We start from the raw sequence: 18,210 nt of genomic DNA, 5'->3' as shown, positions 1-18,210 counted from the left end.
GTAGCAAACGTTCCGGGTGGACACGACATACGTGCAAGCTGGTGCTTACAATAAATCCGCTAAACGGCCGCAACGCCCGACGCGGGCCGTCTAGCATCGGGGCAGGGATGACAGATATTAGGGGGAGCGAATTAATGCTGCTGATTGGTGTTCCCGTCTATGGTCAACACGAATACACGCACGCGCTAATTTCAGACCTACGTCGGGAACGGGCCGACTTCGTCATAATCGACAACAGGGGCGACTACCCCCGTATCGGTGACGAACACGTCATCACGCCCGGACGGAATCTCGGCTGGGCCGGCGGCTCGAATTTCATCCTTCGTTACGCATTCGCCAACGGCTACACCCACGCGATGACGTTGAATAACGACACCCGGCTGTCTGTCGGCTTTATCGACGGCATACTGGATCAGCGCATCCCCGATGACGCTGGAATTGTCGTGCCGGTCTATGACGACACGGGCGGTCACAAGAGGATTCTCTCGGACTACCGCGGCCCGGCTGGCGACTACCAGCCAAAACCGATGCTCCGCAAGCTACCGTTCACGGATGCCTGCGCCTTCATGATCACCAGATCGGCCTGGCTGGCGGTCGGTGGATTCGATGAACGGTCGTTTGGAAAGTTCGCCTGGGGCGCCGACGTCGACCTGTGCCTACGTGCTCGAGTGGCAGGTTTCGGAATTTACGGGACCGAACTGGCCTACATAAACCATTTCGGAAGAAAAACGGCCAACCAATTCAGTTTCTACGCGGCGCGGTCTCAATTCCGCTATCGCTACGGTACGTGGCGCTATTGGCTCAAAGACTGGCGACTGCTGACGACGCGTACGACCGTCATGCCTCTGCCACCGCCACCGCCTGGGCGTGTTGCAGCTGGCGGGCTGTCAGTGGTGAACGCGGCCAGACGCTAGACGGTGCCCAGGGGATCCGATGATTTCGTTCGTGATACCGACTCTGAATGAGATAAAGACAATAGAGTCGACCTTGCAATGTGTGAACGCCTATTCCGGCGAACACGAGATCATCATTTCGGACGGTAACAGCAAGGACGGCACCGTCGAGGTTGCGCGGAGCTATGCGGACAAGGTCATCGTCTACGACAAGCCGCAAAGGCAGACGATAGCCATGGCGCGAAATATGGGGGCCGCCGCTGCCCGGGGCGAATATCTGGTGTTTCTCGACGCCGACGTGGTCATCCCTGATATCAACGACTTCTTCGCCACCGCGGAAGAGAACTTTCGGCGAAATGAACGGCTGCTCGCTCTTACCGGGCGTTACAAAGTCCTTCCCGACGCGAGCACGGCCGCTGATCGCCTCATGTTCACGATGCTTGCGCTGCAGTTCCGCTTCCAGAACAACCTGTTGGGTGTGGGCGGAGCCGGCGGCGAGTTTCAAATGATGCTGGCCGACGCGTTCAGAAGAGTCGGCGGATTCAACGAACGTCTCGCCGCCGCCGAAGACATGGACCTGTTCCGACGACTGTCACGGGTTGGCAGAACGCGATTCGAACCCGACCTCACCGTCTATCACACGGGCAGACGGGCGCATACGGTCGGTTGGCCGAGCCTGGTTTGGGAATGGTTCACCAACTCGACCTCTGTCTTCTTTCTCAACAGGTCCGCAAGCCAGGAATGGAAAGTAATCCGCTGACGGCCGGCCGCCTAGCCGGTCAGAACGGTACTTCGGGCGGTCGTTCTAAATACAGGGAGTGAACCCGGGAACCCCTGGCCCGCACCACGTCGGCTGCCACGAGGGCAGCGACGGTGGCGGTGGCAGCTGCGGCGCCGGCAATTGAGTGAGATCCGGCGGCGGTGGCAGCTGCGGTGCGCCAAGGGTGATCGGGAACGCGATGGCAGGAACGGGACTCGGCAGGCCGACGCCGAAGCCGACTGGCACGGACACGTCCACGAGCGGCGGGATGTTCCAGCCTGAGAGGTCTGGGGGTGGCAACTGCTGCGCGGCCTTCACCAGATCGCACATCGGGCAATTCGGGTCCTGCGCCGGTTGGTCGTTGCGGGCCCGGTCGTTGTCTGCGGCTGCGTTGTCGACGACGCCTGGTTCCTGCGGAGCAGGATCAGCAGTCGCCAGTGCATCGCTGAAAAGGAGGGCCGCCAGGCTCGCCGCGGTGGTGACCGCCGCCTGGGCCGTGCGTTTGAGACTCACTGTTTCCCTCCTGAGGTCGACGCGTCGATCATATGTCGCAACGTCGAGAAATGTCGTGGCCTTGTAAGGAAATCGCAGGGCCTCGCTAGTCGTAGCCTACAGATGGGAGTAACCCCGGCAGCCAAAGCAATGAATTCGGGTCCCCTGCCCGGACATGCTCAGCACACAGAATCGACGCAACATAAGCGGCTAGCAACCTAATCTGGATCAATTTCCGGCGTTGACGAATTACACCCGGCTGCTCACAACGTCGATGCGTGTGAACTGACCGTCTCGGTAATGCTCGACACAGGTCGATCGCCGGATCTTGCCGCTCGTGGTGATCGGTATCGAGCCGGGCGCCACCAACACGAGATCCGACACGGTCAAACCATGCGTCTTGGATATGGCCGAGGTGACTTCACCCTTGATGGCGTCGAACCGTGTCACCACCTCTTCCTCGGAGTCGCCCCGCTTCTTGACTTCAATGACGGCCACCAACTTTTCGGTTCGAGCATCAGAGGTCGAAATCGCCGCGCACCGGCCTCCGGTTATCTCCTGGATGGTCGCCTCGATGTCCTCGGGGTAGTGGTTGCGCCCGTACACGATGAGAACATCCTTGATGCGCCCCATGATGAAGAGCTCGCCTTCGGAGACAAAGCCCAAATCTCCCGTTCGCAGCCAAGGCTCTTCGGGTGTACCGACAGAAGGCGCGACGAGCTTTCCGCCGAACGTCCGCTCCGTCTCTTGCGGCTTGTGCCAGTAGCCCATCGCCACGTTCTCGCCGTGCACCCAGAGCTCACCGGTCTTTCCGGCCGGGCACTCGGTCATCGTCTCGGGATCGACGATCCGAACTGTCGTTGACTCCGGGGTGCCGTAGCTGACCAGGGGAGTGCCCGACGCGGTTGTGCATCGCTTCGCATGCCCCGCGGACAACTTCTCGGATTCGAAGTGCACGACTTCCGGCGGATCGCCGGGGCGGCGAGCGGCGACGTACACCGTCGCTTCTGCGAGCCCATACGACGGCCGTATCGCCTTGGCGTGGAAGCCGAATCGGGAAAACCGATCGGTGAAGCGCCGCAGGGTCGCGGTGTGGACCCGCTCGCTCCCGCTGAGGAGGCCGAGGACGTTCCCAAGATCAAGGCCGGCCATGTCGGCATCTGTAGTTCGGCGCACTGCCAATTCGAAGGCGAAGTTCGGCGCCGCCGTCATCGCATGAGAATGCTTGGCCAACAACTGGATCCAGCGGGCGGGCCGCTCCAGGAACGCCGTCGGACTCATGAGCACGGTGCGAAGTCCGCCAAGGATCGGCACACACACTCCCAGGAGTAGGCCCATGTCATGGTAAAACGGCAGCCACGAAACCACGGTCGTGTCCGGTGGTGCGACCTTCCCGCAGTCCGCGAAGTAGTCGGCGTACATCTGCTCGAAGTTCGCGGAGAGATTCCTGTACGTGACCATCACGCCGGCGGGCTCACGGGTCGACCCGGAGGTGTATTGCAAATAGGCGATATCCGGACGTGTGATGCGTGGATCTCTCGTCGTGTTCCGCGCATCCAAATCCAGCAAATCCAACTCGATGATTTTCGGAGCCGGTTCCCCGTCCTGCGACATCGCATATTCGGCGACGTCGCCCGCGACCGAGGAGGTTGTGAGAATGACCGAAGGTGACGTATCTCGCAGGACGGAATTCACTCGCTCGTCATGAGCGCCGGCGTGTGGAACAGAAAGAGGGACCGCGATCAGTCCGGCTTGCAATGAACCCAGGAAAGCGGCGATGTAGTCGAGTCCCTGCGGGGCCAATATCACCGCACGGTCGCCGGGTTGCCCGCAAAGTCGAAGTTCTCGCGCCACGTTTGATGCACGTCGATACAGTTGCGACCACGTCAGGGTCTCGGGAACACCCTTCGAGTCGTGTTCGTAGTCGATGAACGTGAATGCTTCGTCATTGGGCTGCAGACTGGCACGCTCGCGCAGCACAGTGGTAATGGAAGAACCCATCATCGGCCTGCGACACCTTCCTGTCCGGCTCGGCGCCCATCCCGAGCTGCATGTTTGCCAATTGACGCTGAAGACAATTCCGTCGAGCTTAGGGCAAATGCCGGTCCCGCCACGCCCATACGCCGAAAGTGTATGACGGAGCATCGTGACCCCGCGCGCTACGCGCATGGGAAACGCGAACGAACCCGTCGGCGACCGGTTTGCTGGAAATTCCCGCTTAAGCGGAAAGCTGAGTACTGACCCGTATGGCAAACCGATTCTGGCTAGCTATCAATTCTCATAAGAAATTCGTTGAGATGGTCGCTCGCACCAGCGACGGAGCGCTCTCCGCGGGGCTCGGAAGCCTCACGTGGCAACGTGGAGCAACGGGATGGCGAAAGTCGCTGAGGTGGCAGCGCGCGGCGGCCTTCCTTGCTCGCCGCGAGGACGACGCCGTAGCCTCGTGACGTGGCCGGCCTGACTGCTGTCCGTGCCGACGAACTCGCTGCATTGGAGGTCTTCGCCGGCTGCGCAATCGAGGCTTTGGTGCCGCTCGCGGCGCAACTTCGTCCGCTCTCCGCCACGCCCGGTCAAGTGCTCATGCAACAGGGTGAACTCGCGGTCTCCTTCTTGCTCATCGGATCCGGTCGCGCGGAGGTCACCCACACGGGAGTCGACGGCCACGACACCGTCGTCGAGCTGATGCCGGGTTTGGTGGTCGGCGAGATCGCGCTTCTTCGCGACGCCCCGCGCACCGCGACCGTGGTCGCGATCGAACGGCTGACCGGCTGGGTCGGCGGCCGCGAGGCGTTCTCCACCATGCTCGAAATCCCGGGCATGATGGACAAGCTGCTGCGCACGGCCCGTCAGCGTCTGGCGGCGTTCATCACACCAATTCCGGTCACTTTGCGCGACAACACCGAGCTGTTTCTGCGGCCGGTGCTGCCCGGGGATAACGAACGCACCGCTAGTGGTCCGGTCGAGTTCTCCAGCGAGACGCTCTACCGCCGCTTCCAGTCGATGCGAGCTCCCACCAGGTCTCTGATGGCCTACCTGTTCGAGGTCGACTACGTCGACCACTTCGTATGGGTGATGACCGATGGGCCCGAGGGACCGGTGGTGGCGGATGCGCGTTTTGTCCGCGACGAGGATGACCCCACCGTTGCCGAGGTGGCGTTCATCGTCGCCGACGCCTATCAAGGTCGGGGCATCGGCACCTTCCTCATGGGTGCCCTCGCCGTCGCGGCGGGCTACGACGGCGTGCAACGGTTTACGGCGCGGGTGCTGGCCGAGAACTTCCCCATGCGCACCATCCTGGATCAGTACGGCGCGGTCTGGCATCGCGACGATCTCGGCGTCGTGACTACGGCCATTGACGTTCCCCGGCCCGGTGCGCTGCACTTCTCGCCCGAGCTCACCAAACAGATCCGTGACGTGACCCGTCAGGTGATTCGGGCCGTCGGCTGATGCAGGAGCCGATAGCCGCAGTCGGCCGGAGGCCGCCATTGAACAAGGACACCCGGCTGTGTATCTCGCTGGCAGGGCGGCCTAGCAATATCGGCACGAGGTTTCACAACCACCTGTACGACGTTCTCGGCTTGGACTTCATCTACAAGGCATTCACTACCACCGACATCGCGGCGGCGATCGGTGGCGTGCGCGCGCTGGGCATCCGGGGTTGTTCGGTGTCAATGCCGTTCAAGCAGGACGTCATCGCGCTCGTCGACCGGGTGGAGCCCTCCGCACGGGCGATCCATGCCGTGAACACGATAGTCAACGACGACGGACACTTGACTGCGTCGAATACGGATTACATTGCCGTACAGCGGCTTATCGAAGAGTATGAGCTGGACCCCGACGACGCGGTGATGATCCGCGGCAGCGGCGGGATGGCAAACGCGGTCGGTTCAGCCTTTCGGGACAAGGGTTTTCGCTCCGGAATTGTCGTCGCCCGCAACGCGGAAACGGGGCGTGCGCTCGCCGACCGGCTCGGCTACGACTATGCCGCCGACGTGAATGAACCAGCGGCGCAGGTGATCGTGAATGTCACGCCCATCGGGATGGCTGGCGGTCCCGAGGCGCAGGAAAGGCCGTTCGGCGAGAAGACGATCGCCAATGCCCACGTTGTTTTCGACGTGGTCGCGCTGCCGTCGGAAACACCGCTGATCGAGGCGGCCCGCGCTGCAGGGGTCAGGGTGATCACGGGTGCCGAGGTGATTGCGTTGCAGGCGGCAGAGCAGTTCGAGTGTTACACCGGTGTGCGGCCGACACCAGAACAGGTGGCCGAGGCCTCGGCCATATCCCGGGCCTGACTACGGCGCGTTGACGACCACGATCGGGCGGCGCACCCGCTCGGTCAAATGCGAAGTGAATCCCTTGTAGAACATCCGTGCTTCGATGGACCACCGCAGCGATGAATGCACCGCCGAAGCCGTCGGTGCGGCATCGTGGGGTAGAGGCAGGGAGAACGGCAGTACCACCGGCGTACCCGCACGCAGTGGGATGCCCTTGCCCAGATGCACGGGTCGGCCTGCGAGCAAGGCGGCTGCTGCTGGTGAGCGGGTCAGTGGGTGGGAGTCCCGGTGGCGCTGCCAATACACGCCGACCTCGCCGTCGGGCAGATCCGAGTGAGGGGTCAGCGTGATCTGGCCATTGACGGTGTCGCCTGCGCGATAGATCGGCGAGGGCAACGCGATGTCGAGATCGGTATCGTCCGAGCCGGAGACCTGCTGCAGCGCAGCGTTTTCCACCTGTAGGTCGTCTGGGCCGATCACGACGGTGAAATCGCCGCGCGTATCGACGTCGCGTCCGCCGCGCCGCATTGTCAATCGGCACGACCATCGGGCGAGCACCGGCGAGGAAGCCGGCGCCCACGATGGCACCGTGAAAGTCGAAGAGCCACCGGTGAATTCACCCGTCGCGATTGGCAGTTCGACCTTTGTCACGCCGACCCAGTCGTCGGTGTCGCGCTCGCTGCCATAGTTGGTGCCAACCTGGTCCATCGTCAACAATGAGTCATTGCCTGCGGCTCCAGCAGCATCGGCGCGGCCGGCCCAGTGGTAGCGGTAGAAGTTCGTGTAGCCCCACTCCACCGTCGCCGCCGACACCTTGGTGATCGGCTTCTCAACCGAGATGGTGGCCTGTACCGGCTTGCGTGGGGAAACCACCGCCGGCGTTACCGCTACCTGCACACCGGCGGAGCGGTCGAATAGTCCCATTGGTCCGGCTATTTCTTCTGCGAGGCTGCGTACTCGTCGGGCCGGTTCTTTTTCATCCACGCCCGCACTGGCCAGAACAGCACCCAGAACACGCCGTAGACGCAGTAGTAGAGAGCCCCACCGGCCAACACCGCGAATACCCAAGCCGGGTAGATGAGTATCAAGCAGAACTGGAGGAACTGCTTGATCACCACCGGATAGGCGTCGGCCTGGGAGAGCACGAACCGCAGGCTCATGGACTTCAGGAAGCGCTTGCCGGTCGAGGTTTCGGCCTCGGCCTCGGCCTGAGCCTGGCTGACGTCGCGACCACGTTCCTCGCGAGTGAGGCCCCGCTGGGGTGGTGGCGGTTCGTTGGGGTCGACCGGTGGAACAGCAGTCATCATCGCCTCTTCCGGAGGGTGTGGGTGATCCGGGACGGGCAGCGAACCACCCGTCCCGGACCGTCGCAACTATGGCGTGATCTTGGTCTGCTCGTCGATGACGCCGGTCGCATCCATCAGCGGACCCATCTGGTCCTCGGTGCCGTCGGCGTTGAGCTGCAACACATACAACCCGTCCTTGCCAGGGATCACCACCGTCTTCTGGGCGATCGCTCTCTTGACGCCTTCCTTCGTGTAGGTGCCGCCGATCTGCGTTGCATCGAATCCAGCGAGCGTGCTTGGCGAGCCCTCTGCGGCTCCGTCGTAGTTCGGCAGATTCTTGATCTCACCCGCCGCGTACTCGAGGATCTTGGCCGGATCGACGTTGCCCGTGAGCTTGGAGACTATGGCAATGATCGTGGGCGGGTCCTGGGCCATCGCGGGGTCACTGAAAAGGATTGCGCCGTAAGCCCAATCTGGTGTGCGGGTGCCGGCGTCCTCCCACCCCGCCGGGGTGGGCAAGTCGAAGGTGGGCGCACCGGGATCCCCACGATGAACCGGCGTTTCGACGATGCCGTTCTCCTTGATGTAGTCGACGATCGTCTTGTTCGGCCCCGATGCCTGGGCCGTCGTCGTTGGCGCGGCTTTGCTTGTCGTCGTCTTCGACTCGCTGGAGGTGGTCTTCGAGGTCGACGGCGCGGTCTTGGTGTCCGATCCGCAGCCGGATAGGCCGATGCCGAGCGCGATCGCCGTGATGGCGATAACACCGGCCCGCAGTGACGATTTCATGGGGGCTCCCGTCGGTTGGAAATGTCCGCCGTAGCCTACGGTCAGCAAACAATCGATGCAGGCGGAATCGCTTTCGGCGAGTCGTCCGGCGGATGGCGCAGCGCAGTCGGGAGTCCGTCATGGCGCGCCGGTCCGAAGGCGGCCCAACGCGGCTGACATTTGCTAGGCCGATCTTGACGCCACTCTGATTGAATGGGCAACGAGAAGTGCTTGATTCATCAAATACTTGCCAGCTCAGCGGGCCGAATCTGTCAATCATTCGCCGTCACTGGAGCAAAATGGGGCTGTGCTGCTGTTTCTATCTGGTCATGTCGTAACTCGCGGCTGTAGGGTACGGACGGCCGGCGCCGCGTCCCCGGTCTGCGTTCTTTGACGAAGGAGTCTTGACCATGCGTCTTCTCACTCGTTCGCTGTGCGCGGCTTTACTCGCGCTACTGGGGACCGTCATATTGACGGTTTCGTGGGCGATGACGACCTCGGTCCAACTGCAGGCCACCACGGCGCTGATCATGGGAGGACGGGACCATTCGCTCGGACCGCCGAAAGATCAGCCGCCCTTCGTCACGGCATACCTCGACAACGCCGTCAACAGCTACATCAACGCGGCGGCGGCCGCGGGTACAGGCACATCAGCCGCCGACAACGCAGTCGCGGTCGTCTACCCGGCGGAGTTCTTTCCGGTCGCCGGCTCGTTGACCTTCGATCAGTCGGTGGCCATTGGACGCGCGAACGTGCACAACTGTCTCAAGGCGAACGCCGCCTGCGATTTCAACAACGATCCAGCCGTCGACCCGCAGGTCGGATCGGATCCGCCGCAGCCCACCGATACCTTCATCGTCTTCGGGTATTCGGAGAGCGCCGTCATCGCGGCACTGGTCAAACGAGATCTGATCGACAACCACCAGGCGAGCGACCCGAGCACGTCGTTCGAAATGGTCGCCAACGCTATGCGGCCCAACGGCGGCATCTTGGAGCGCGGCGCAGGGCTGCCGACCATCCCGTTCTTCGGCATCACCTTCTATGGCGCCGCGCCGACGGACAGTCCAGTGGTGAACGACGGTGGCACGCCGAACGATCCGACCGACGACACCTACCTCTACCCGACCATCGACGTCGCACAGCAGTACGACGGGCTCGGCGGGGACTTTCCGGTCAGGCCGCTGAATCTGCTGGCCACCTTCAATGCGATCGCCGGCTTTGCCTACCTGCACGGAAACGTCATCAACAGGCCGCTCAGCGACGCCCAGTTCCAAGGCAAGATGGGGGACACCACCTACTATCTCTTCACCAGCGACACGCTTCCGATACTGATGCCGCTGGACCAAATCGGCGTGCCCAAGCCGATCGTCCGGCTCCTCGACGCGCCGCTGCGGGTATTGATCGAGGACGCCTATGCGCGAGACGTGAACCCTGGGACTCCCACGCCCGCAAGCATCCTGCCGATCGGAAATCCGATCGCCCTGGCCCTGCACCTGTTGGCGTCCATCCCCGTCGGGATCGACGACGCGCTGCAAGAGCTTGGAATCGGCCGCGCGCTGGGCACCACCCCGGCAGGTCCGTTCGGCGTGGGCGGGCCCGCATTGCCGCCAGCGCCGACCGCGACGACGACGACCACCACCACCACCACCACGATGTCGACGCTGTCGGCGCCTGCCGTCGAGCAGGGTGGCACCGAATCGGCTGCACCGCACGTTAATTCGCTGACCAGCCGGAGCACGTCTGAACCCACGGCGACTACGGCGCCGACGACATCGAACAACACCGATGTGAAACCCGCATCGGTCGAACCGACCGCGACGGCCACCCCATCGGCGTCCCCCACAGCGACACCGACGCAGACCGCGAAACCGCAGGTGAACGCGACGACGCCGGAGACGAAGTCCACGCCTTCCGCGACCGAGCCGGACCGACCCAAGGTGCGCGGTCCCATCGAATTCGACTCCCAGAAGCACCAAACGGAGTCACCGTCGTCTCCGTCTGGGCAGCAAGCCTCGGGAAGCGAGCCGAGCACGGGTAGCGCCTCCGGCACGGACAGTAGCGAGAACAACGCCGCCTAACCGGCGTGCGTCAGCACCTGGCCGTCAAATACACCGTCTGATAGACGATTCGGCTGACGAAGTCCCCGCCTGCCGCAGCGGCATGGGTGACCATCTCGCCGGGCCGCACGGAGTCGACCGTGCAATGGTCGAGTGGACCCGTGCCCACTTTGTTGAGGACGACCTGGTAGCCGTTGTTCTCCAATTCGTTGACGGTGTCCTGCGCCGATCCGACGCCCGACGGAGACGCGTGGGCGCCCACCGCAAGCCCCAGGCTCAGCGCGACGAATATTCCCGCAATGGCAGTTGGCAGCAACTTGTTCATTCGTGGTGCCTTCCACGTTGATCCCTCCGACGGACCGGCAACGCCCCCGGACGCTGGCAGTCCCCAAATAATGAAACTCGCTGTAGCGCAATTTGATTCCGACGCGCGCCGGTCAGTGCGCCTGCCGGCAGCCGTCAGACCTGGCTCGTCAGGATTGTCTGCTCGGCGTCGCTCCTGCGGCGACGGTCACTGCCACGCCAAGAACCGCATGCACGACAACTCCTCCCAAATTGATTCATCGCATGCGGCTCCCGGGTTGTTCCCAGCGATTTCTAAGTGTTCTCTGTGGTATCAACGCCGAGTGCGGCTGTTCGGCTTGTTCGCGGCGCTGGTGCTGTTCGCGGCGGCGTGCGGCCGGTCGCCGCTATCCGCTCCGTCGACGACGCCGTCGGCCTCGTCGACACAGGTGAACCCGGCACGTATCGAGCGTGTGCGCGGCGACCTGCCGGGCGGCTACGAGGTGACCGCCCTGTCGGGCCCAGCGGCGCCTGCGCTGTTCTGGGGCTTCGGCTCCGGCTGGGCGGCCGAACCGCCGCGCTGCGGCGCGCTGGCAGATCCGGCCGCCGACGGTTCGACGACTCGGGGATGGTCGGCTTCCGGCACAGGCGGCATCGTGTACGCGGTGGTGGCGGGGACTCGCGCCGACCTCGATACCTCGGTGGTCGCAGAGTGCGGCGAGTGGACTGTGTCGTCGGGGCGTACCAGCGGAAGCGTCACGTCGGTCTCCGCGCCTGCCATCGACGGTGCAGAGACCGTCGGCATGGCCGTCGCGACCACGACCGTCGTCGAGGGCGGCACCGAAACGCATTCACATGCCGACTCGTTCACCGCATATCTGGGCGATCACGTCGTGATGATCACCATCGTCACCGACCCGGGATCACCGAATCCTCCACTCGGACAGGAATTCGCCGCGGAATTACTGGTGAAAACGGTGTCGGCATTACGCGAATGAACGAGGACCTGCGGGTACATTGGCGGCGATGCTGACCCAGAGGGCGATGCCCGTCCTATGCGCCGCCGTGCTTGCCGGGTGCGCGACCGGCCAGTCGGCCGGGCCGGATCTCTCACACGCCAACATCGCCAACGTGGCGAACCTCAAGTCCAGCTTCGGCTCGCAGTTCCAGGTCACCAGCGTCGGGCCGACGGGCATCGATCCGCGGCTGCTCGGCCCTCAGGCGTTGCCGCCGGGGATGACGTTCGATCCGGCCGATTGCGCGAAGTCGGCCGGCCAGCCGATGGTGCCGTCGGGGGCGAAGGGCAACATGGCGGCGACCACGGCCGAGGGCGAGGGCAACCGGTTCATCGCGATCGCGGTCGAAACCTCAGAACCGGTGCCGGCCAGCGACCCGGCCCAGAGCTGTCAGAAGGTCGGGTTTGCCGGGCAGGGCGTGCGCGGCCTCGTCGAGGTGGTCGAGGCGCCGCATATCGATGGCGCGCATACGGTGGCCACTCATCGGATCCTGCAGACGACGGTCGACGGCAAGCCCCGCACCGGTGAGCTCTACAACTACGTCGCCAGCTTCGGCCCGTTTTTGGTGATCGTGACCGCGAACCCGTTGGTGCTGCCCGACAAGCCGGTTGCGCCGGTCAACACCCAGCGCGCCCGTGATGTGCTGACAGCCGCCGTGGCCGCCGTCAAGGGTTAGCGGACGTCGTGCGGGCGGAACTGGATGCTGATGCGCGGGCCAACCGGCCGCGTGGTTTTCGGAATTGCATGCTCCCAGGTGCGCTGGCAGGAGCCACCCATCACCAACAGGTCCCCGTGGCGGTGCTGTAGCCGCAGCGACTTACCGCCACCTTTCGGCCGTAATGCGAAAACCCTTGTCGCGCCAAGACTGACGATCGCGACCATGGTGTCCTCTGTGCTGCTGCGGCCGATGGTGTCGCCGTGCCAGGCAACGCTGTCGGCGCCGTCGCGGTACAGGCATAGGCCGGCGGTGACGAACGGTTCGCCGAGTTCGCCGGCGTATGCGTCGTTGAGCCGTCGGCGGATCTGCTTCAGCCGCGGATGTGGGGCGGGCTCGTCGACGAGGTGGTGGAAACTGACCAGCCGGGGTACATCGACCACCCGTTCGTACATCGGCCTGCGCTCGGTGCGCCACGGGATCTGGTCCATCAGGTCGTCGTACAGCGTGTCCGCGTCGGTCAGCCAGCTGGAGCGCAGCTCGATCCATGCGCCGCCGCCGAGATGGCGGCGTTCGGCGGCCTCGAACAGTGAGCTCTGGACTGCCAGCTCCATGACCGCGAGTTTATCGCACAGGCGTTCGAACAGTTAGAGGCGGACGGCGCCGGGCCCCTGCCCGGCGAGTACGTCGCCGGGGTTGGACAGCGCGCAGGTCTTCAGGCTCAGGCAGCCGCAGCCGATACAGCCGGCGAGATTGTCGCGCAACCGCTCCAGGTGCAGGATCCGGTCGTCGAGGTCTTGACGCCAGCCCGCCGATAATCTGGCCCAATCCTTGCTGGTGGGGACGCGATCGGTGGGCAGCGTCGTGAGTGCTTCCCGGATGCGGGCCAACGGGATGCCGAGCCGTTGCGACATCCGGATGAACGCGACGCGCCGCAGCGTCTCGCGGGCGTAGCGGCGTTGGTTTCCTGACGTACGCCGGCTGGCGATGAGCCCCTCGCGTTCGTAGAAGTGCAGCGCTGAAACCGCAACACCGCTGCGGACGGACATCTCGCCCGGCGTGAGTTCATGTATCAGCTCCATGACCTAAACCATAGTTGAGGTGACGGTTGGCGTTACGGTGCTAGATGTGACAGACGTTGCGTTGGGCTGCGACTCGGAGGTGGGGCGGCTGCGGGCCGTCATCCTGCACCGACCAGGCGCCGAACTGCAGCGGCTCACGCCACGCAATAACGACGCGCTGTTGTTCGACGGCCTGCCGTGGGTCAGCAAGGCGCAGCGGGAGCACGATGCATTCGCGGCGGTGTTGCGATCGCGTGGCGTCGAAGTGCTGCTGTTGGCGGAGCTGTTGACGGAGGCGCTGGCCAAGAGCGGTGCGGCCCGTATGCACGGTATCGCCGCCGCGGTCGATCCGCGACGGCTGGGATTGCCTCTGGCGCAGGAGCTTTCGACATATCTGCGAACGTTGGACGCGGCTCCGCTGGCCCATGTACTGATGGCCGGGATGACATTCAACGAACTGCCGTTCGCCGGAGGCGAGTTGTCGTTGGTGCGCCGCATGCACCACGGCGGGGATTTCGTGATCGACCCGCTGCCGAATCTGTTGTTCACCCGCGACTCGTCGTTTTGGATCGGGCCGCGGGTGGCGATCACATCGTTGGCGTTGCCGGCCCGCGTGCGTGAGACGTCGCTGACGGATTTGATCTATGCGCATCATCCGCGGTTTCTCGGCGTGCGGCGGGCCTACGAGTCGCGGTCGGCACCCGTCGAGGGTGGCGACGTGTTGCTGCTCGCGCCTGGTGTGGTGGCGGTCGGCGTGGGGGAGCGGACGACGCCGGCGGGCGCGGAAGCGTTGGCGCGCAGCCTGTTCGACGACGATCTGGCGCATACGGTGCTGGCGGTGCCGATCGCGCAGGAGCGCGCCCAGATGCATCTCGACACGGTGTGCACGATGGTCGATGTCGACGCGGTCGTGATGTATCCGAACATCGTGGACTCGTTGTCGGCGTTCACGATTCACCGCGACGGGTCGGGTGGTGTGAAGATCGACGACGCGGCGCCGTTCTTGGAGGCGGCCGCTGCTGCCATGGGGATCTCCAAGCTGCGGGTGATCGCGACGGGTCTGGACCCGGTGACGGCCGAGCGTGAGCAGTGGGACGACGGCAACAACACACTGGCCGTCGCACCCGGTGTCGTCGTCGCATATGAGCGAAACGCGGAAACCAATGCGCGCCTTGGCGATGCGGGCATCGAGGTGCTGCCGATCGAAGCGTCGGAGCTGGGTACGGGCCGCGGCGGCCCACGCTGCATGTCGTGTCCCGCCGCCCGCGACCCGCTCTAGCCTCGCGAGAGCCTCCGCAGTCTCGACAGTGGATACCCGCGCTCTATGACCGCTGCACGGACGAGGTACACGATGATCTTCGGGTTGAGCACCCTGTCTGCTGAAATCATGGTCCATCCCGCGCCGAGCAGGAATCCGGGTGTACTGATGCCGAATTCGACTCCGACCTTTGGCGCCACGTAACCCATGGCAATGAGCGCCAGGTTGGTGCCGTCGGTGACAGTGAATCGGGTTCTCGGGTTGGGAAAGCCCGCATCGATGAGGGCTAGGCGAATCAAGCTTTCCCTCGGTGTGTGCGATCCGCCGTCGATCAGGCCGAGCGTGTCGATTGATGTGCGCAATTCTCGCCCTCCGCGATAGCGATCGACTAACGGCAGCACATGTGGAGCGGTGAGGCCTGTGGCGTGAGCAAGTGCGTCGAGGTGAGGGATGGCAGTGTCGCGCGGGGAATGCCTCGCGAGGTCTAGCGCGGTCCGCTCCGTTGTCGTGACGGGCAGGCCGGCGATCTCGACGATCTCGTCGGTTGCGATACGTTCATTTCGAACGACGATTCCTGGCGGCGGACGGCCACAGCGCCAGATCAATTCGACATCCGTGGATTCGTCGATCCATCGTGAGCCGTGCAGGGCAGCCGCGGTGAGGCCGGCGATCACTCCTTGGCGTCGGGACCAAAGCCACGCACCGATGGTGCGAAGCGAAAGGGACGGCGTCGCGTTCTTGTGGACATAGACGTCCGGCAGGAGGGCCCGATAGTTCCAACGCAACTGGCCGCGGGAGAGCGTACCGGCCGCCAGCGCTTCGCTGCCGATGAAGACGTCATCCATGCTCTAGATGCTGGCCAACCCGACTGACATCTGCGCTTCCTACCGTCGAGATTGCACTCAGGGTTGTGGATATCGATCACAGCCCTGTATGCAATCTCGGCGCTAGCACGCCAACTAGCGCCAACTCGGGAGCCAGATCTGCATGTTCCACGTCGACTGCGAGATCGGTAATCCCGTCAGGATCGGATACATCCACGCAAAGTTCGTGATCACCAGCGCCACATAGCAACTCACAACGATGAGCCCCAGAGTTCGTCGCTCCGAGTTCTGGTTTGGCTTATGCAGGATGTCGCCGCATATCATCGCGATCATCAACACAAGGAACGGCGCCATCGTCGCCGCGTAGAAGAAGTACATCTGCCGGTCGATGTCGGCGAACCACGGCAAGAATCCCGCGCCGTAGCCGACGAGGATCGCGCCATAGCGCCAGTCCCGCTTCACGAACGCCCGCCACAGCGCCCACACCAGCACCGGCACCGCGATGAACCACATCGCCGGCGTGCCTACCAACATGACGGCCTTGACGCACGACTGCGCGCCGCAGCCCGGCACGTTCTGGTTGTCGATCGCGTACAGCACCGGCCGCAGGGACATCGGCCACGTCCACGGCTTGGACTCCCACGGGTGGTGATTGCCGTCCGCGTTCGTCAAGCCGGCGTGGAACCTGTACGCCGCGTGCGTGTAATGCCAAAGCGACCGCAGCGCATCGGGAATCGGCAGCACGCTGTCCGGGCCGATCGACTGGCCCACCTCATGCCGATTCACACCCGTCTCCGATGCGAACCACGGCGCGTACGACGCGAGGTATACGCCGAACGGAATCAGCACCAGCGCATACAACGACGGTCCGAGGTCGCGCCGTAAAGCCCCCACCCACGGCCGCGGCACCCGATATTGCCTGCGCGCGACGATGTCGAACGCCAGCGTCATCGCGCCGAAGAACACGATGAAGTAGAGCCCCGACCACTTTGTCGCACAAGCCAATCCGAGCAGCACGCCCGCGCCGAACCGCCACCACCGCACGCCGAGCCGCGGCCCCCACGGTGTCTCGCCGATGCGCCCCTCCAACAGCGCGACGTGCATCCGCTCCCGGACCTGGTCGCGGTCGACCATCAAAGCGCCGAACGCCGCGACGACCCACAGCGTCAGGAACCCGTCCAGCAGCGCCGTGCGCGACGCGACAAAGCTGACCCCGTCGGCGATCAACAGCAGCCCGGCGATACCGCCGACGAGCGTCGAGCGGCTGATCCGCCGCCCGATCCGCACGACCAACAGCACGAGGATCACGCCGCATACCGCGCCGGAGAACCGCCAGCCCAGCCCGTTGTAGCCGAACAGCGCCTCGCCGATCGCGATCAGCTGCTTGCCGACCGGCGGATGCACCACCAGGCCGTAGCCGGGGTTGTCCTCCACGCCGTGGTTGTGCAGCAGCTGCCAGGCCTGGGGCGCGTAGTGCTTCTCGTCGAAGATCGGCGTGCCCGCATCGGTCGGCGACCCCAGGTTCAAAAACCGCGTGAGCGCCGCCAGCGCCGTGATGACGGCCGTCATCGCCCAGCCCTGCAGCCGGTCGACCGGGCCGAAGTCGGCGACCGGCACCAGCGGCGCGGGGCTGATGACAGGAACCGCGCGTGGCGCTTCGGTGGCGGTAGCTGTCACGACTGCGATCGTAGGCTGTGCGCTGTGTCGAATCCCGGGTCGCTCCGCTCCTGCCCTCCGGCAAGCCGCGGCCTGCTGCTTATCGCCGCCACGCCGCTGGGCCAGCCTTCGGACGCCTCGGCCCGGCTGGTGAGCGCGCTGGGCAGGGCCGACGTCATCGCAGCGGAGGACACCCGTCGAATAAGGGCCCTGGCCCAGGCGCTCGAGGTCAAACTGACCGGCAAGGTAGTCAGCCTGTACGACGCGAACGAGGCGTCGCGGGTTCCGGCGCTGGTCGCCGACATCAAGGCGGGCGCGACGGTCCTGCTCGTGAGTGATGCCGGCATGCCGCTGATCAGCGACCCGGGCTACCGGCTGGTGGCCGCCTGCATCGAGGCGCAGGCGCCGGTGCATTGCCTGCCCGGTCCCTCGGCGGTGACGACGGCGCTGGCGGTGTCCGGCCTGCCGTCGGACAGGTTCTGCTTCGAGGGCTTCGCACCACGCAAGCAGTCGGCGCGAAAGTCCTGGCTCACCACACTGGCCGCCGAAGCGCGCACATGCGTGTTCTTCGAGTCGCCGCGACGGCTGGCAGGCACGCTCAAGGACGCGGTCGAGGTGCTGGGGTCGTCGCGCAAAGCTGTGGTGTGCCGCGAGCTGACCAAGACGCACGAGGAGATCGTTCGGGGCACGCTCGGCGAACTGGCCGAATGGGCGAACGACGGCGTGCTCGGCGAGATCACCGTTGTGCTGGCCGGTGCGACGCCGAAGGCCGACCTCGCGGCGCTGGTGGCCGAGGTGAACCGGCTCGTCGACGACGGCGCGAGGGTGAAGGACGCATGCGCCGAGGTGATCGCAGCAAATCCCGGCGCGCCGTCGCGACGTGAGCTCTACGATGCGGTTCTGCGGTCACGGCCCTGACACGGAGGTCCGA

Annotated in this window: 19 protein-coding genes; 9 read left to right on the top strand and 10 right to left on the bottom strand. The window is 64.5% G+C overall.

Annotated features, from left to right (window positions below):
• Positions 1-134: 134 nt before the first annotated feature.
• Together VJV41_RS06280 and VJV41_RS06275 are read left to right on the top strand one after the other, a co-directional pair.
• A complete protein-coding gene (locus tag VJV41_RS06280) occupies positions 135-914 on the top strand; it encodes a glycosyltransferase family 2 protein (protein ID WP_325332218.1) in 780 nt (259 codons plus the stop codon).
• Positions 915-933: 19 nt separating this feature from the next.
• A complete protein-coding gene (locus VJV41_RS06275) occupies positions 934-1,653 on the top strand; it encodes a glycosyltransferase (RefSeq protein ID WP_325332216.1) in 720 nt (239 codons plus the stop codon).
• Between the two features lie 45 nt (positions 1,654-1,698).
• Here VJV41_RS06275 and VJV41_RS06270 read toward each other — a convergent pair whose 3' ends face one another.
• Both VJV41_RS06270 and VJV41_RS06265 read right to left on the bottom strand, forming a co-directional pair.
• Positions 1,699-2,166 (bottom strand): hypothetical protein, encoded by a 468-nt coding sequence (locus tag VJV41_RS06270; RefSeq protein WP_325332214.1) that lies wholly within the window; start codon positions 2,164-2,166, stop codon positions 1,699-1,701.
• 228 nt (positions 2,167-2,394) lie between these two features.
• The gene (locus VJV41_RS06265; protein WP_325332212.1) at positions 2,395-4,149 is read right to left on the bottom strand and encodes an AMP-binding protein; all 1,755 of its coding nucleotides are present in this window, start codon (positions 4,147-4,149) and stop codon (positions 2,395-2,397) included.
• Positions 4,150-4,593: 444 nt separating this feature from the next.
• Here VJV41_RS06265 and VJV41_RS06260 point away from each other — a divergent pair, with 444 nt between their 5' ends.
• Together VJV41_RS06260 and VJV41_RS06255 are read left to right on the top strand one after the other, a co-directional pair.
• A complete protein-coding gene (locus tag VJV41_RS06260) occupies positions 4,594-5,592 on the top strand; it encodes a GNAT family N-acetyltransferase (RefSeq protein WP_325332210.1) in 999 nt (332 codons plus the stop codon).
• Complete coding sequence (locus VJV41_RS06255) at positions 5,592-6,437, top strand: shikimate 5-dehydrogenase (protein WP_325332208.1); 846 nt, start codon at positions 5,592-5,594, stop codon at positions 6,435-6,437. Before VJV41_RS06260 ends, VJV41_RS06255 begins: the two co-directional genes overlap by 1 nt.
• Here VJV41_RS06255 and VJV41_RS06250 read toward each other — a convergent pair whose 3' ends face one another.
• The 3 genes from VJV41_RS06250 to VJV41_RS06240 form a co-directional block, all read right to left on the bottom strand.
• The gene (locus tag VJV41_RS06250; RefSeq protein WP_325332206.1) at positions 6,438-7,343 is read right to left on the bottom strand and encodes a hypothetical protein; all 906 of its coding nucleotides are present in this window, start codon (positions 7,341-7,343) and stop codon (positions 6,438-6,440) included.
• Between the two features lie 8 nt (positions 7,344-7,351).
• Complete coding sequence (locus tag VJV41_RS06245) at positions 7,352-7,723, bottom strand: hypothetical protein (RefSeq protein ID WP_325332204.1); 372 nt, start codon at positions 7,721-7,723, stop codon at positions 7,352-7,354.
• A 69-nt stretch (positions 7,724-7,792) separates the two neighbouring features.
• Entirely contained in the window at positions 7,793-8,491 is a 699-nt protein-coding gene (locus tag VJV41_RS06240) for an LpqN/LpqT family lipoprotein (RefSeq protein WP_325332202.1), read from the bottom strand.
• Between the two features lie 389 nt (positions 8,492-8,880).
• Here VJV41_RS06240 and VJV41_RS06235 point away from each other — a divergent pair, with 389 nt between their 5' ends.
• Complete coding sequence (locus VJV41_RS06235) at positions 8,881-10,548, top strand: PE-PPE domain-containing protein (RefSeq protein WP_325332200.1); 1,668 nt, start codon at positions 8,881-8,883, stop codon at positions 10,546-10,548.
• A gap of 10 nt (positions 10,549-10,558) precedes the next feature.
• On the opposite strand, the gene VJV41_RS06230 is transcribed toward VJV41_RS06235, so the two are convergent.
• Positions 10,559-10,852 carry a hypothetical protein gene (locus tag VJV41_RS06230; RefSeq protein WP_325332198.1) on the bottom strand — a complete coding sequence of 98 codons (294 nt, stop codon included), beginning with the start codon at positions 10,850-10,852 and terminating at the stop codon, positions 10,559-10,561.
• Positions 10,853-11,153: 301 nt separating this feature from the next.
• On the opposite strand from VJV41_RS06230, the gene VJV41_RS06225 reads away from it, so the two are divergent.
• Positions 11,154-11,807, top strand: coding sequence for a DUF5642 family protein (locus VJV41_RS06225; protein ID WP_325332196.1), 654 nt, complete (start codon positions 11,154-11,156; stop codon positions 11,805-11,807).
• Positions 11,808-11,835: 28 nt separating this feature from the next.
• A complete protein-coding gene (locus tag VJV41_RS06220) occupies positions 11,836-12,501 on the top strand; it encodes a DUF5642 family protein (protein WP_325332194.1) in 666 nt (221 codons plus the stop codon).
• Here VJV41_RS06220 and VJV41_RS06215 read toward each other — a convergent pair.
• Both VJV41_RS06215 and soxR read right to left on the bottom strand, forming a co-directional pair.
• Complete coding sequence (locus tag VJV41_RS06215) at positions 12,498-13,094, bottom strand: alpha-ketoglutarate-dependent dioxygenase AlkB (protein ID WP_325332192.1); 597 nt, start codon at positions 13,092-13,094, stop codon at positions 12,498-12,500. The genes VJV41_RS06220 and VJV41_RS06215 overlap by 4 nt on opposite strands.
• Positions 13,095-13,127: 33 nt before the next feature.
• Positions 13,128-13,562, bottom strand: coding sequence for a redox-sensitive transcriptional activator SoxR (gene soxR, locus VJV41_RS06210; RefSeq protein WP_325332190.1), 435 nt, complete (start codon positions 13,560-13,562; stop codon positions 13,128-13,130).
• 46 nt (positions 13,563-13,608) lie between these two features.
• Here soxR and arcA point away from each other — a divergent pair, with 46 nt between their 5' ends.
• Positions 13,609-14,820 carry an arginine deiminase gene (gene arcA / locus VJV41_RS06205; RefSeq protein WP_325332188.1) on the top strand — a complete coding sequence of 404 codons (1,212 nt, stop codon included), beginning with the start codon at positions 13,609-13,611 and terminating at the stop codon, positions 14,818-14,820.
• Here the strand turns inward: arcA and VJV41_RS06200 are convergent.
• Both VJV41_RS06200 and VJV41_RS06195 read right to left on the bottom strand, forming a co-directional pair.
• A complete protein-coding gene (locus VJV41_RS06200) occupies positions 14,817-15,644 on the bottom strand; it encodes a hypothetical protein (protein WP_325332186.1) in 828 nt (275 codons plus the stop codon). The genes arcA and VJV41_RS06200 overlap by 4 nt on opposite strands.
• Before the next feature lie 114 nt (positions 15,645-15,758).
• Entirely contained in the window at positions 15,759-17,300 is a 1,542-nt protein-coding gene (locus tag VJV41_RS06195) for a dolichyl-phosphate-mannose--protein mannosyltransferase (protein WP_325332184.1), read from the bottom strand.
• A 24-nt stretch (positions 17,301-17,324) separates the two neighbouring features.
• Here VJV41_RS06195 and rsmI point away from each other — a divergent pair, with 24 nt between their 5' ends.
• A complete protein-coding gene (rsmI, locus tag VJV41_RS06190) occupies positions 17,325-18,197 on the top strand; it encodes a 16S rRNA (cytidine(1402)-2'-O)-methyltransferase (RefSeq protein WP_325332182.1) in 873 nt (290 codons plus the stop codon).
• The last annotated feature ends 13 nt before the right edge of the window (positions 18,198-18,210 follow it).

The sequence above is a fragment of the Mycobacterium sp. genome, from assembly GCF_035274705.1.
Taxonomy (GTDB): Bacteria; Actinomycetota; Actinomycetes; order Mycobacteriales; family Mycobacteriaceae; genus Mycobacterium.
The sequence above is the reverse complement of the archived record's forward strand: the minus strand, read 5'-3'. Positions and strand labels throughout refer to the sequence as shown.

Bases quoted from the DNA above. Each gene is read 5' to 3' on its own strand.
- VJV41_RS06280 (WP_325332218.1), top strand. From the start codon at position 135: ATGCTGCTGATTGGTGTTCCCGTCTATGGTCAACACGAATACACGCAC.
- VJV41_RS06275 (WP_325332216.1), top strand. From the start codon at position 934: ATGATTTCGTTCGTGATACCGACTCTGAATGAGATAAAGACAATAGAG.
- VJV41_RS06265 (WP_325332212.1), bottom strand. From the start codon at position 4,149: ATGATGGGTTCTTCCATTACCACTGTGCTGCGCGAGCGTGCCAGTCTG.
- VJV41_RS06215 (WP_325332192.1), bottom strand. From the start codon at position 13,094: ATGGAGCTGGCAGTCCAGAGCTCACTGTTCGAGGCCGCCGAACGCCGC.
- VJV41_RS06255 (WP_325332208.1), top strand. From the start codon at position 5,592: ATGCAGGAGCCGATAGCCGCAGTCGGCCGGAGGCCGCCATTGAACAAG.
- VJV41_RS06240 (WP_325332202.1), bottom strand. From the start codon at position 8,491: ATGAAATCGTCACTGCGGGCCGGTGTTATCGCCATCACGGCGATCGCG.
- soxR (WP_325332190.1), bottom strand. From the start codon at position 13,562: ATGGAGCTGATACATGAACTCACGCCGGGCGAGATGTCCGTCCGCAGC.
- VJV41_RS06250 (WP_325332206.1), bottom strand. From the start codon at position 7,343: ATGGGACTATTCGACCGCTCCGCCGGTGTGCAGGTAGCGGTAACGCCG.
- VJV41_RS06230 (WP_325332198.1), bottom strand. From the start codon at position 10,852: ATGAACAAGTTGCTGCCAACTGCCATTGCGGGAATATTCGTCGCGCTG.
- VJV41_RS06245 (WP_325332204.1), bottom strand. From the start codon at position 7,723: ATGACTGCTGTTCCACCGGTCGACCCCAACGAACCGCCACCACCCCAG.
- VJV41_RS06235 (WP_325332200.1), top strand. From the start codon at position 8,881: ATGCGTCTTCTCACTCGTTCGCTGTGCGCGGCTTTACTCGCGCTACTG.
- VJV41_RS06220 (WP_325332194.1), top strand. From the start codon at position 11,836: ATGCTGACCCAGAGGGCGATGCCCGTCCTATGCGCCGCCGTGCTTGCC.
- VJV41_RS06200 (WP_325332186.1), bottom strand. From the start codon at position 15,644: ATGGATGACGTCTTCATCGGCAGCGAAGCGCTGGCGGCCGGTACGCTC.